Origin of the sequence: Falsiroseomonas sp. HW251 (assembly GCF_050563545.1) — a bacterium.
Lineage (GTDB): Bacteria > Pseudomonadota > Alphaproteobacteria > Acetobacterales > Acetobacteraceae > Falsiroseomonas.
Map to the genome: position 1 here is coordinate 111,349 of NZ_JBNXUM010000018.1, position 13,408 is coordinate 124,756.

Annotated in this window: 12 protein-coding genes; 9 read left to right on the forward strand and 3 right to left on the reverse strand. The window is 70.7% G+C overall.

The genetic code is table 11. From position 1 onward, the window contains the following. Window positions 1-109: 109 nt before the first annotated feature. From rfbC to ACLF3M_RS21470, 9 genes are all read left to right on the forward strand, one after another. Window positions 110-715 (forward strand): dTDP-4-dehydrorhamnose 3,5-epimerase, encoded by a 606-nt coding sequence (gene rfbC / locus ACLF3M_RS21430; protein ID WP_430659013.1) that lies wholly within the window; start codon window positions 110-112, stop codon window positions 713-715. After that, window positions 715-1,611: a dTDP-4-dehydrorhamnose reductase gene (rfbD, locus tag ACLF3M_RS21435; RefSeq protein ID WP_430659014.1), complete on the forward strand. Its 897-nt coding sequence runs from the start codon at window positions 715-717 to the stop codon at window positions 1,609-1,611. The genes rfbC and rfbD overlap by 1 nt, the downstream gene beginning before the upstream one ends. Beyond that, window positions 1,608-2,492, forward strand: coding sequence for a glucose-1-phosphate thymidylyltransferase RfbA (gene rfbA / locus ACLF3M_RS21440; RefSeq protein WP_430659015.1), 885 nt, complete (start codon window positions 1,608-1,610; stop codon window positions 2,490-2,492). The genes rfbD and rfbA overlap by 4 nt, the downstream gene beginning before the upstream one ends. Next, window positions 2,489-3,544: a dTDP-glucose 4,6-dehydratase gene (gene rfbB / locus ACLF3M_RS21445; RefSeq protein ID WP_430659016.1), complete on the forward strand. Its 1,056-nt coding sequence runs from the start codon at window positions 2,489-2,491 to the stop codon at window positions 3,542-3,544. Before rfbA ends, rfbB begins: the two co-directional genes overlap by 4 nt. Further along, window positions 3,537-4,568: a rhamnan synthesis F family protein gene (locus tag ACLF3M_RS21450; RefSeq protein WP_430659017.1), complete on the forward strand. Its 1,032-nt coding sequence runs from the start codon at window positions 3,537-3,539 to the stop codon at window positions 4,566-4,568. Before rfbB ends, ACLF3M_RS21450 begins: the two co-directional genes overlap by 8 nt. A gap of 90 nt (window positions 4,569-4,658) precedes the next feature. Further along, window positions 4,659-7,547, forward strand: coding sequence for a glycosyltransferase (locus ACLF3M_RS21455; protein ID WP_430659018.1), 2,889 nt, complete (start codon window positions 4,659-4,661; stop codon window positions 7,545-7,547). Then, window positions 7,544-8,137, forward strand: coding sequence for a D-sedoheptulose-7-phosphate isomerase (locus tag ACLF3M_RS21460; RefSeq protein WP_430659019.1), 594 nt, complete (start codon window positions 7,544-7,546; stop codon window positions 8,135-8,137). Before ACLF3M_RS21455 ends, ACLF3M_RS21460 begins: the two co-directional genes overlap by 4 nt. 281 nt (window positions 8,138-8,418) lie before the next feature. Continuing rightward, window positions 8,419-9,285: an SDR family NAD(P)-dependent oxidoreductase gene (locus ACLF3M_RS21465; RefSeq protein WP_430659020.1), complete on the forward strand. Its 867-nt coding sequence runs from the start codon at window positions 8,419-8,421 to the stop codon at window positions 9,283-9,285. Continuing rightward, on the forward strand, window positions 9,282-10,283 hold the full coding sequence (locus ACLF3M_RS21470) for a Gfo/Idh/MocA family protein (RefSeq protein WP_430659021.1): 1,002 nt from the start codon (window positions 9,282-9,284) through the stop codon (window positions 10,281-10,283). The genes ACLF3M_RS21465 and ACLF3M_RS21470 overlap by 4 nt, the downstream gene beginning before the upstream one ends. An 8-nt stretch (window positions 10,284-10,291) precedes the next feature. On the opposite strand, the gene ACLF3M_RS21475 is transcribed toward ACLF3M_RS21470, so the two are convergent. Genes ACLF3M_RS21475 through ACLF3M_RS21485 form a run of 3 tightly spaced genes read right to left on the reverse strand, consistent with a single transcriptional unit; the run spans window position 10,292 to window position 13,383 of the window. Then, the gene (locus tag ACLF3M_RS21475; RefSeq protein WP_430659022.1) at window positions 10,292-11,395 is read right to left on the reverse strand and encodes a class I SAM-dependent methyltransferase; all 1,104 of its coding nucleotides are present in this window, start codon (window positions 11,393-11,395) and stop codon (window positions 10,292-10,294) included. A 40-nt stretch (window positions 11,396-11,435) separates the two neighbouring features. Continuing rightward, on the reverse strand, window positions 11,436-12,590 hold the full coding sequence (locus tag ACLF3M_RS21480; protein WP_430659023.1) for a glycosyltransferase family 2 protein: 1,155 nt from the start codon (window positions 12,588-12,590) through the stop codon (window positions 11,436-11,438). A 22-nt stretch (window positions 12,591-12,612) separates the two neighbouring features. After that, window positions 12,613-13,383, reverse strand: coding sequence for a hypothetical protein (locus ACLF3M_RS21485; RefSeq protein WP_430659024.1), 771 nt, complete (start codon window positions 13,381-13,383; stop codon window positions 12,613-12,615). Window positions 13,384-13,408: the final 25 nt, after the last annotated feature.

The following is a 13,408-nucleotide window of genomic DNA, read 5'->3' on the forward strand; positions in this document are numbered from 1 at the left end:
TGCACCCGCCCCGCTTGCAGGGCGGGGCTCGCGCCCTTGCGAAGCCGGCGCGCATCCGACAAACCCCGCCCGACGGGCCCGCGATGCGGGGCGGAAGGAAAGGGTTCTCATGTCGGGCGAGCCTCTCGATGACCGGGCCGAACCGCGCTGCGCCGGGAACTTCGAGGCCAGGCCCTTCCTGGTCGAGGGGCCGCTTCTGATCTCCGCCCGGCGCTTCGGCGATGCCCGCGGCCACTTCTCCGAGACGTTCAGCGCCAGGGATTTCGCCGCGATCGGCATCAGCGACCGCTTCGTGCAGGACAACCAGTCGCGCTCGGCCGCCGCCGGCACGGTGCGGGGCCTGCATTTCCAGACCGCGCCCATGCCCCAGGCCAAGCTGTTCCGGGTGATCAAGGGAAGGGCGCTGGACATCGCGGTGGACTGCCGGGCGGGCAGCCCGACCCGCGGCCGCCATGTTGCGGTCGAATTGTCGGCCGAGAACGGGCTGATGCTCTATATCCCCATCGGCTTCGCCCATGGCTTCGTCACCCGGGAGCCCGATACCGAGGTCGCCTACAAGACCTCCGGCTACTACGCGCCTTCCTGCGACGGCGGGATCCTGTGGAACGACCCGGCGCTCGGCATCGACTGGGGCGTGACGGAGGAGAGCGCGACGCTGTCCGACAAGGACCGGCGCCTGCCGACGCTGGCCGCCCTCGGCCAGGTCGCGTTCTGATGCGCATCCTGGTCGCCGGCCGGGAAGGCCAGCTTGCCCGCGCGCTGATCGCCCGCCTGGCCGGCCACGAGGTCACGGCGCTGGAGCCGCCGGAGCTCGACCTGACCAGCCGCGACAGCATCGCGGCAGCGATGCAGGCGGCGAAGGCCGATCTCGTCATCAACGCCGCCGCCTATACCGCCGTGGACCGCGCCGAGGACGACGCCGCGCTGGCGCGCGCGGTGAACGCGACCGGCGCGGGCTGGCTGGCCGAGGCCGCGGCCGCCGCGGGCGCGCCCTTCGTCCATGTCTCCACGGACTACGTCTTCGCCGGCGACAAGGGCGCGCCCTATGTCGAGACCGATCCGGTCTCGCCGCTCGGCGTCTATGGCGCGACGAAGGAGGAAGGCGAGCGGCTGGTGCTGGCCGCCAATCCGCGCAGTGCGGTGATCCGCACGGCCTGGGTCTGCAGCGCCGACGGCGCGAATTTCGTGAAGACGATGCTGCGCCTGGCAGGTGAGCGCGACGAGATCCGCGTCGTCGCCGACCAGCACGGCGCGCCGACCTTCGCCGCCGATCTCGCCGATGCCATCGCGCGCATGATCCCCCGCCTTATGCAGGCCAAGGCCGGCGACGAGGCCTTCGGCATCTTCCACCTCTCCGGCGCGCCGCACACGACCTGGTTCGGCTTCACGCAGGAGATCATGGCCCAGGCGGCGAAGCGCGGGCATCGCGTGCCGACGCTCACGCCGATCGCGACGGCCGATTATCCCACGCGCGCGAAGCGCCCCGCGGACGGGCGCATGGACTGCACGAAGATCGGCCGCGTGCACGGTGTCCAGCCCGCGGATTGGCGGGTGTCGCTCGGGCGCTGCCTGGACGTGCTGGTCGGCCCGGTGAAGGAGAACACTCCATGAAGGGCATCGTGCTCGCCGGCGGCGCCGGCACGCGGCTGCATCCCGCGACCCTCGCGGTCTCCAAGCAGCTGCTGCCGGTCTACGACAAGCCGATGGTGTACTACCCGCTATCGGTGCTGATGCTGGCCGGCATCCAGGAGATCATGCTGATCTCGACGCCGCACGACATGCCGCTGTTCCAGCGCCTGCTCGGCGACGGCGCGCCCTGGGGAATCCGGATGCACTACACCATCCAGGAACGCCCCGACGGCATCGCCCGCGCGCTGACCCTGTCGGAGGAGTTCCTGGCGGGCAGCCCCTCCACGCTCGTGCTCGGCGACAACCTGTTCCACGGGCATGACCTGGAGAAGCAGCTGAAGGACGCGCGCGCCGACGCCGCGCAGGGCGCGACCGTCTTCGCCTATCGCGTCGCGGACCCCGAGCGCTACGGCGTGGTGGAGTTCGACGCCAGCGGCCGCGCGCTGAGCCTGGAGGAGAAGCCCAAGGCGCCGCGCAGCGACTGGGCCGTGACGGGCCTCTATGTCTATGACGGCCGCGCGCCGCAGATCGCGCGCAACCTCAAGCCCTCGCCGCGCGGCGAGCTCGAGATCACCGACCTCAACAAGGCCTATCTGGCCGAGGGGTCGCTGCGCGTGACGCGGCTCGGCCGCGGCTATGCCTGGCTCGACACCGGCACCCACGACAGCCTGCTCGAAGCCGGCGAGTTCGTCCGCGCCATCGAGAAGCGCACGGGTCAGAAGGTCGCCTCCCCCGAGGAGATCGCCTGGCGCATGGGCTTCATCGACGACGCGCAGCTCTCGGCCATCGCGGCGCCGCTGCGCAATTCCGGCTATGGCCGCTACCTCGAAGGCCTGCTGGCGAGCGAAGGAAAGAGCCGATGACCATCCTCGTCACCGGCGGCCTCGGCTTCATCGGCTCCGCCGTCATCCGCCACCTGATCCGCACCACGGACCATGTCGTCGTCAACCTGGACAAGGAGACCTACGCCGCCAGCCACGACGCGCTGGAGGAAGCCAACACGGATCGCCGCCACGTCCACATCAAGGCCGACATCTGCGACGGCGACGCCATGCGCGCATCCTTCGAGCAGTGGAAGCCCGAGGTCGTGATGCACCTCGCGGCCGAGAGCCATGTGGACCGCTCCATCGACGGCCCCGCGGAGTTCATCCGCACCAACGTCGTCGGCACGCAGGTCCTGCTGGAAGCCGCGCGGAAGCACTGGATGGCGCTGCAAGGTGCGGCGAAGGACGCGTTCCGCTTCCACCACATCTCGACCGACGAGGTCTTCGGCGCGCTCGACCACGGCGACAAGCCTTTCGACGAGAACACGCCCTACGACCCGCGCAGCCCCTATTCCGCGTCGAAGGCCGCGTCCGACCACCTGGTGCGCGCCTGGAACCACACCTACGGGATGCCGACCTTTGTCAGCAACACCACGAACAACTACGGCCCCTGGCAATTCCCGGAGAAGCTGATCCCGCTGGTCTCGCTGAACGCGCTGGAGGGCAGGCCGCTGCCCGTCTATGGCGACGGATCGAACGTCCGCGACTGGATCCATGTGGACGACCACGCCGAGGCGCTGGTGACCGCCGCACTCGGCGCCGGCAGGCCCGGCGGGACCTACTGCATCGGCCCGCGGCAGGAGAGGTCGAACCTGCAGGTCGTCAAGGCGATCTGCGCGATCCTCGACCGCCTGCGCCCTGATCCTGCAGGCCCGCGCGAGCGGCTCATCACCTTCGTGAAGGACCGCCCGGGCCACGATTTCCGCTACGCCATGGACCCGACCAGCGCGGAGGTCGCGCTGGGCTGGAAGGCGAAGTACGATTTCGAGTCCGGACTGGAGCAGACGCTTCGCTGGTATCTCGACCACGAGGCCTGGTGGGGCCCGATCCGCGCGCGCCGCTACGCCGGCCAGCGCCTCGGCAGTGCGTGACTACGCGCTCTCCGACCTGACGCTGTCCGCGCCGGGCCTAGCTCGGCTGCGCCACGGCGTCGCCGCGAAGTCGCGTCTGCGCTTCGCGCGGCGGATCCTGGAGGTCGGGAGCGAGGTGGCGCTCGCCGCCGTGATGGACCGGCTGCGGCCGCTGCGCGGCGAGATCCGGCGGATCGATGCGGGCGTCGTGCCGAGCGGGTCCGGCAGACTCGCGCTCTACCTCCACTGGTCGCCGTCCGGCCGCGTCTCCGAGATGGTGCTGCGCCAGCTCGATGCCTGGCGCGCCGAGGGCTTCGACATCGTCTTTGTCAGCAACGCCACGCCGCCAGACGATGACTGGGTGGCGCTGGCCGAACGCTGCGTGCTCCGCATCGAGCGCGCGAACATCGGCCGCGACTTCGGCGCCTGGCGCGACGCGCTGGCGATCGCGGCGGAACGGCTCGGTACGCCGCGCGAATTGCTGCTGGCGAACGACAGCGTGCTCGGCCCGATCCGCCCGATCGCGCCGGTGGTCGCCGCCCTGCGCAGCGGCGGTGAGGGCCTGTTCGGCCTGACCGAAAGCCGCGGCGGCGGGCCGCATCTTCAATCCTATGTACTACTCGCGCGCGGGGATGGCGCAGTCGCGGAACTCGGCCGGCACCTCGCGGCATGCGTCCCAAGCCGCAGCAAGTGGCGCCTGGTGCAGCAGGGCGAGATCGGGCTGACGCGCCGCATGCTGCAGGCCGGCCACCGCGTCGCCGCCCTCTTCGGCCATGACCGCGTGGGCGAGGCGCTCGACGCGCGCATGCTGGCGGCCTTTGGTCCGCGCTTCGCAGAGCCCGGCGCCTACGACCGCTATCCCCTGAACCCGACCCACCACCTCTGGCGCGTGCTGGTCGAGGAATTCGGCTTCCCCTACCTCAAGACCGAGCTCGTGCTGCGCAATCCCGGCAGGCTTCCCGGCGTGGAAGCCTGGCCGGAGGTCGTCGACGGTGCAGCGCTGCCGCTGCTGCAGGCGCATCTCGCGTTGATGCGCGGAGGATAAGCAGCTGGCACCGCACGCGCACGTGAGGCTGAGGTCGTCATGCAGGCGCGGCGGTTGCGCCGTGTGCGGAACATCGGCACAAGGCGCGCCATGTCGCTGAGATCACTCGCGCGCCGATTGCCGGTCTCGCTGAAGGCGCCGATCGGCCGGTTCATCCGGCGATCCTCCATTCTCTCGCGCCTCGTCTTCGGGCCGGAGCCCGAGGCCGTGGACATCGCGCGGATGATCTTCGACGCGCAGCAGGCCGAGCTCTCGGCGGAGGACGCGCAGCGCCTGATCGCGGGCTTCGCAGAGCGCCCGCTGATGTCCGTGATCATGCCGGTCTACAAGACGCCGCCGGTCTGGCTGCGGCGCGCCGTGGAATCCCTGCAGGAACAGTTCTACGGGAACTGGGAGCTCTGTGCCGTAGACGATTGCTCGCCCACCGAGGAGCAGCGCGTCCTGCTGGCCGAGCTCGCCGCGGCCGATCCGCGCGTGCGGTTCGAGGTCATGGAGCGGAACGGCGGGATCTCCGCCGCCTCCAACGCCGCGCTTCGCATGGCGCGCGGGGCGTTCGTCGCGCTGCTCGACCATGACGACGAGCTGACGCCCGACGCGCTGTTCCGCATGGTCGAGGCGATCAACGGCCATGACGACGTGGACTTCGTCTATTCCGACGAGTGCAAGCTGGACACCTCGCCGGAACGCCGGCTCTTCGACTTCGTCCTCAAGCCGGGCTGGTCGCCGGAGATCATGTTCAACGGCATGGTGACCGGCCACCTCACGGTCTACCGCAAGAGCCTCGTGGATCAGCTCGGCGGGTTCCGCAGCACGTACGACTTCTCGCAGGACTACGACCTGGCGCTGCGCGCCAGCGAGGTCGCGCGCCGCATCGTGCATGTCGAGCGCGTGCTCTATCTCTGGCGCTCCATCCCCGGCTCCGCGGCGGCCGGCGGCAAGGACTTCGCGCGGGAGACCAACGTCGCCGCGCTCGCCGACGCGGTGCGCCGGCGCGGCATCCCCGGCACCGCGCTCGCGCTGCCGCACGCGAATGGCGTGCGCGTCGAGCTGCCGGCCGTGCCGCCGCGCGTGTCGATCGTCGTGCCGTCGGATTCGCATGCGAACCTCGACAAGGTCCTGCGTTCCATCCGCGACGGCACGGGCTATTCGGACTACGAGGTCGTGGTGGTCTGCAACGGTCCGCTCGCGGCCCGGCTGGAGAGGGAATTCCAGGGCTGGGCGCCGCTGCGCTGCGTCCACTACGACAAGCCGTACAACTTCTCGGACAAGTGCAACGAGGGTGCCTGGGCCGCGAGCGGCGAGATCCTGGTCTTCTACAACGACGACGTCTTCCCGCTGCAGCGCGACTGGATCGAGCGTCTGATCGAGTATCTCTGGGTGCCGGGGGTCGGCGGCGTGTCGCCGAAGCTGCTCTATCCCGACGACACCATCCAGTATGCCGGCATGATCTCCGGCACGCCGGGGCTCTGCGGCACCGCGTACAACCACGTGCCGACAGACCATCGCGACGCCTTCCTCAGCATGCATCTCTATGTCCGGAACGTGTCCATCCTGTCCGGCGCCTGCTGCGCGCTGCGCAAGGACCTGTTCCGCCGGATCGGCGGCTTCGATGCCGTGAACACGGCGGACGGCCATTCCGACATGGACCTCAGCTACAAGCTGATCGAGGCCGGCCTGCGCTGCGTCTATACGCCGCATGCGGTGCTGCGGCACATCGGCAACCATTCCTGGGGCGCCAAGACGCGAAAGTACAAGGCGGACATCTTCGTACTGAAGCGCTGGGGCGCGCTCGTCTCCTCCGATCCATTCTTCACGGAGTCGATGAAGCAGGCGCTCTACACCGATTTCCGCTTCCGCTACCGCATCCATGCCGAGCATGTGGATCCACGCGCCGTCTACGCCGGGCCCGACGTGCTGCTGGTCTCGCACGAGCTGACGCTGACCGGCGCGCCTCGCATGCTGTTCTATGCCGCGCGCGTGCTGCGCCAGGCCGGCGCCTTCCCCGTCGTCGTCGCCCCAGCCGACGGCCCCCTGCGAAAGGAGCTGGTGAAGGAAGGCATCGTCGTGATCATCGACGAATCCATCCGCGACAACCATTTCCTGTTCGAACGCTTCGCCCGCAACTTCGACCTTGCGGTCGTCAACACCATCGACATGGCGCCCGTGGTGCGGCAGCTCTCCGCCATCCCGATCCTGCGCACGGTCTGGTGGCTGCACGAGGCGCAGATGCTGCCCTCCCGCTTCGAGAAGCTGCCGGGCGTGAACTGGCGCAACGTCCAGGTCGTCTGCGTCAGCGACTATGCCCGGCGCTTCGTGCCTTCCGGCATCGCGGCCGGCGTGCTGCCCAACGGCATTCCCGACCAGTATGTCGAAGCCCCGCCCCGCAATCCCGCCGCGCCGCTGACCTTCGTGCTGTCCGGCACGATCGAGCCGCGCAAGGGCCAGGACATCCTGGTGGACGCCGTCGCCATGCTGCCGCCGACCGTCCGCGCGCAATGCCGCTTCGTGCTGACGGGCAGGCTGTGGGAGATGCACCAGGGCTTCTGGGATGCGATCCAGGCGAAGATGGCCTCCCTGCCGGAGATCGAGTATCGCGGCGTGGTGGACCACCGCACGCAGCTCGAGCTCATCGCCGCCGCCGATGTCGTGCTGTGCTGCTCGCGCGACGAGCCGGCCTCGCTGGTCGTAATGGAGGCCGCGATGCTGTCGCGGCCCAGCATCGTCAGCGACCATGTCGGCGTCCGCGACCTGCTGGACGAAGGTGCCTGCCGCGTCTTCGCCTCGGGCGATGCGGCGTCGCTCGCGGCCGGGATCCAGGGCGCCTTCGAGGGCCGCGACGGGCTGGCCGCGGCCGGCGCCGCCGCGCGCCGCAGCTACGACAGGAACTTCACGCTGGACGGCTTCGGCCGCCGCTTCATGGCCCTCTGCGCGGAGCAGATCGCCGCCGGCGAGGGCAGCATCGGGGACGCCGCGGCATGACGACGAAGGCCGGGATGCAGGACGCGGTGCGCGTCACCGCGCGGCTGCTCGACGCGATCGCCGCCGACGAGACGCTGTGCGAGACGGCCGCCGCCGCGGCGCGCGCCTGCGTCGCCGCGCTGCGCGCCGGGCGGAAGCTGCTGATCTGCGGCAATGGCGGCAGCGCGGCCGATGCGCAGCACTGGGCCGGCGAGCTCGTCTCCCGCTTCCATTACGACCGGCCGGGCCTGCCGGCGATCGCGCTGACCACCGACAGCTCCATCCTGACCGCGATCGGCAACGACTACGGCTATGACCGCGTCTTCGCCAGGCAGGTGGAGGCGCTGGGCGTCGCCGGCGACGTGCTGCTCGCGATCTCTACCTCCGGCAACTCGCCCAACGTGATCGCGGCGCTGCAGGCCGCCAGGGAACGCGGCCTCGGCACGATCGGCTTCACCGGCGCCGCGGGCGGGAGGATGGCCGCGCTCTGCGACCACTGCATCCGCATCCCGTCGGACAGCACGCCGCGCATACAGGAAGGGCACGAGGTGCTAGGCCACGCGATCTGCGCGATGATCGAGGCCGAGCTCTTCCCCCGCCACGCGCCCTGAAGGCGCGCCGTGCTCAGGACCTGTGCTGGACCCGCAGGTACAGGTGGCCCCAGAGGTTCAGCTCCATCGGGGTGAAAACGTAGCGGTCGCGCGCCCCGGCCTCCCTTCGGCGATGGCTCGTTCCGCTACAGCCGGCGCCGGCCGAGGTCGGCGCATCACATTCTTGCAGCCCCCCGGCCCGGTGCGCGGCGCGGCACGGCGGCCGCCCTCTCGCTGGCGAGGGGCAACGGCGGGTGCTACGACGCCGGCATGTCCGCACGCGATCTCGCGAGGTTCTGATGGTGCTGGAGGGCCGATTTGCCGTCGTCACGGGCGCGAGCCTTGGCCTCGGCGCGGAGCTGGCGAGGCATTTCGTGGCGGAAGGCGCTTCCGTGATGCTCTGTGCGCGCGGCGCCGCGCCGCTCGAGGCGATCCGCACCGAGCTTGCCGCCGGCGCCGCGCCCGGCCAGCAGGTGCTCGCGCGCGCCGCCGACATCGGCAGGCCCTCGGATGTCGCCGCGCTGTTCGACGCCGCTTTCGCTGCCTTCCCGCGCGTGGACGTCCTGGTCAACAACGCCGGCATCCACGGCCCGCTCGGGCGTTTGGAGGAGATCGACGCGGAGGCCTGGATGGCCGCGGTGAACGTCAACCTCTTCGGCCCGCTACATTGCTGCCGCGCCGCGCTGCCCGCGATGCGCCGCGCCGGCTATGGGAAGATCATCAATCTCTCCGGCGGCGGCGCGACCGCGCCGATGCCCTTCATGAGCGCCTATGCCGCGTCGAAGGCGGCGCTGGTGCGGCTGAGCGAGACGCTGGCCGTCGAGCTTGCCGGCACGGGGATCGACGTCAACGCGGTCGCGCCCGGCGCCATGGCGACGCGGCTGCTGGACGAGGTGCTGGAGGCCGGCGCGACCCGCGTGGGCGAGGACTACCATCGCCGCGTGCAGCAGATCCGGGAGAAGGGCGGCACGCCGCCGGCGGTCGCCGCCGCGCTCTGCGTCTTCCTCGCCTCGGCCGAGAGCGACGGCATCACGGGAAAGCTGATCTCGGCGCCCTGGGACCGCTGGCGGGACTGGCCGCGGCACCTGGACGAGCTTCGCGGCAGCGACGTCTACACGCTGCGGCGCATCGCCGGGCGCGACCGCGGCATGACATGGGGGGACGCATGACGGACGCACCGGGCGTCGCGATCGTCGGCTGCGGGCTGATCGGGCGGAAGCGAGCCGCGGCGCTGGGCGCGGCGCACCTGGTGGCCTGCGCCGACGTGCAGGCCGCGCGTGCGGAAGCGCTGGCCGCGACCGCGCCGGGCTGCCGCGCCTTCACGGACTGGCGCGCAGCGCTCGAGGCGCCCGGGGTCGCCATCGTCGTCATCGCCACGCTGCACGACAGCCTGGCCGAGATCACCCGTGCCGCCGTGGTGGCCGGCCGGCACGTGCTCGTGGAGAAGCCGGCGGCGAGGCGCGCGTCGGAGCTTCGCGGCATCGCCGATGACGCGGCGCGACAGGGCGTGCAGGTCCGCGTCGGCTTCAACCACCGCCGCCACCGCGCCTTCCGCGACGCGAAGCGCCTGGTCGATGACGGCGCGCTCGGCCCGCTGATGTTCATCCGCGCCCGCTACGGCCATGGCGGCCGCGTGGGCTACGACCGGGAATGGCGCGCGGATCCCGCGCTGTCCGGCGGCGGAGAGCTGATCGACCAGGGGCCGCACATCATCGACCTCGCGCGCTGGATGCTCGGCGACTTCGTGCAGGTGGACGGCTTCGCCGCGACCTATTTCTGGCATATGCCGGTGGACGACAACGCCTTCCTGCTGCTGCGCACCGCCGACGGCAAGGCCGCCTTCCTGCATGCGAGCTGCACGGAGTGGAAGAACACCTTCTCCTTCGAGATCTACGGCCGCGACGGCAAGATCGAGGTGAACGGCCTCGGCGGCAGCTACGGCCTGGAGCGCATGGCCTTCTACCGCATGCTGCCCGAGATGGGCCCGCCGGAGACGACGATCCGCGAATATCCGATGGCCGACGATTCCTGGGCCGTCGAGTTCGCCGACTTCCTGGACGACATCCGCCTCGGCCGCCGTCCCGATGCGGGGCTGGCCGAGGCCGAGGCCGTGCTGGAGATCGTCGGCGAGATCTACCGCAGGTCCGGCTACGACCGAGCGGCGTAGGCGAAAGTCTACCGCCCGCCGCCGCGCAGCAGCCGCGCTGCGGCGCGGACCGGCCAGGTGATGCGCCAGGAGGTCGAGGCGCGCATCGCCACATTCTCGGCTTCGAGCTCCGCCGACGAGGCGCGCATCGCCGCATGTTCGGCTTCCAGCTGCGCGGCCGAGGCGCGCATCGCGGCATTCTCGGCTTCGAGCTCCGCGGCCGAGGCGCGCATCGCCGCATTCTCCGATTCGAGCTGCCGGACGTCCTGCCGCAGGCGGACCATCTCGCCGCGCTCGTCGAGCAGCGTCGCCTCAAGGACGCGCAGCGTCTCCCGCAGGGATACCGCAGCCCGGGCCTCCGTGTCGCGCGCGTTGACGGCGGTCGTGTCGATGTAGACGCTGGGCGGCACCTCCGGCAGCGCTGCGTCGGAACAGAGCGCCACCAGGTAGAGCGGCCGCGCATAGCCGGCCGAGGCCTCGAAATGCCGCTCGCCGCGCCGCTCGAAGCAGAGCGAGCCCGGGACGGCCGGTGCCTCGGGGCCAGGCATCAGCGCGGAGCCGATCATCGGGCGCTGCCACCACATGCCGACATGCGCGAAGCGCGCCTGCAGCAGCGACGCGAATTCCGGGCGCGTCATCTCCAGCGCGTGGAAGGGATTGGCGGGCTGGTCGGCCGGCGAGTAGTTGTCCCGGTCCGGCGTGCTGACGACGAGGAGACCGCCCGGCCGCAGCACGCGCCGGATCTCGTCGAGGAAGCGGTCATGCGCGGTGAAATGCTCGATCGTCTCGAAGGAGACGACGACGTCCACCGACGCATCCTCGACCGGGATCTCCCGCGCATCGCCGACGCGGTATTCCAGGTTGTCGCGCCGGTAGTTGGCGCGCGCATGCTCCACGACGTCGGCCGCTAGCTCCACGCCGATCACCTGCGTCGCGACCTGCGCGATCATCGCGGAGCCGTAGCCTTCGCCGGCGGCGATATCCAGCACGCGCCTGCCGCGGCAGAGATGCCGCGCCAGCAGATAGCGATGCAGATGCTCGATCTCGGTCTGCCCGCCGAATTCGGACGTCAGGCGCTCGCCCGTGAAGGGCAGGCCGACAGCGGGCAGCGGCCTCTCGAAGATCTCCCCCATGTCCCCTCCCCTCCGCCGCGTGCGGCGGCGTGCCCCCCGGTCACGCCGCCCTGCCGGACATTCGAATCACGGCCTCCACCGTCGCCTCGCCGGGCCGGCCGCGCACCCATCCGGCGAAGCGGTCCTTCTGCACCGCCTCGTCGAAGACGAGCGCGAGGATGCCGAGCCCCGCGAGCACGGTGTTGAGCGCCACCACGTCGCCTGGAAGGGCGAAGGACGGCAGGCTCGCCATGGTCGGCACGCCGGGCGCGGCCAGCCGCGCGACCGGCCGCTGCGCGTCCATCACCAGCGCCGGCGCCGTCGCGCGCTCGGCGCCCGCTTCGTCGAGGCAGGGCAGCGTCGCGGCGCCACCCAGCAGGCGCTTCAGCCGCGCGAGGTCCAGCGCCTCGCGCAGCGGGCGGACGGGGTCGCGCTGCGCGAAGTCGCGGTCGTTCGCGGCGAGGTCGGGATGGAGGCGGTTGAAGGTCTCGATCATGCTCGCCATCAGCTTCGCCTTGCGGTCACCGAAGGACTGGCCTTCCCAGTGGCGGACGAAGACGTCGCCGGTGACGACGTGGCGCCAGCCCAGGCGCCTCGCGCGATAGCAGAAATCCGATTCCTCGCCGTAGCCGACGGGGAAGTTCTCGGCGTCGAAGACGCCGATCTCATCGATCACGGCGCGCCGGATGTACTGGCAGAAGCCGACCGTGACGTGGGTGGCGACGCGGCGCGGCGGCTGCAGCGTCGCGGCCAGTGCGTCGAGCTCCGCGTCGCTGATCTCGAACCGCACCTGGCCGTCCGCCCGGCGGAAGGGATAGCTGCCGATATGGCTGGCGTTGGTCAGCGGGTTGGCCGTGGCGACCCGGGGACCCGAATGCGCGGCGCGACGCAGCCGATCGATCCAGTCGCCGAAGACCAGCGTGTCGCTGTTCAGCAGGATCAAGTCGCGGTCGGGATGCAGCCGCATGCCGCGGTTGACCGTGCCGGTGAAGCCTAGGTTGCGCTCGTTCGTCAGCAGCGTGATGCGGCCTTCCGCGGCGAGCGCCGCGAGCGACGCCTTCAGCGCCTCGTCGGTGCTGCCGTCGTCGATCACCACCAGCTCGGACGGCGTGTCGTTGCGCGCCGCCAGGACGGAGGCGAGGCACGGCTCGACCATCGCGCGCTGGTCGTGGACCGGGACGATGACATCAAGGACCGCGTCGCGGGGCGGTGCCATCAGGGCAGTGCTCCGCCGCGGGTCATGCCTTCGTCACCAGGATCACGCCCGGCGCGAAAAGCAGGCTCTTGAAGCGGGTCTGGCGCGGGCCGCCCATCGGACCGTCTGGCACGCCGTGCTCGGGGTTCGTGATGTCGGAAATGCCGATCTCGTCCACCAGCTGCTTGGCGAAGCCGACCATCCCGTAGTCATGCGACGGGAAGCGGCGCGTGTACTGGTGGCGGCGCAGCAGCTTGCCGAGGAAGCCCAGCTTCGGCCATTCCACCGGCGCCTGCCTGATGATGCGGTTCGCCAGCCCGTGCAGGAAGCCGTTGTCCGGGCGCGCGCGGTAGTAGTCGCCGTCGGGATAGTAGACGTGGTTCCCCCAATAGCCCGTCCCCCAGTCTTCCAGGGCATAGGTGCCGCCGGGCTTCAGGTGACGGTCGAAGAGGTGCCAGAAGCTTGCCTTGGCGAGTTGGCCGATATGCGCCGCATCATCCACGATGATGTCGAAGCCGCCCGGCGCGCATTCCGCCGCCACGCGATCCAGCAGCGCCGTATCGTCCTGCCGCCCGCGATAGACGCGGACCCGGTCGTCGGTCGATTCCCATTGCGGCAGCAGGTCCACGCCGGCGATCGTCGCCTTGGGAAAGCAGTCGCGCCACATCTCCATGGACTTGCCCTTGGCGACACCGAGCTCGAGGATGTTGACCGCCTCGTCGCGAAACGGCGCGAAGCGCTCCTCGTAGATCTCGAGGTAGGTCAGCGGCTTCGCCTCGAAGGCGTTCAGCTGGGCGTAGGCGGTCAGCGGCATGCTGCGTCCCCCCTTCGACGGCGCG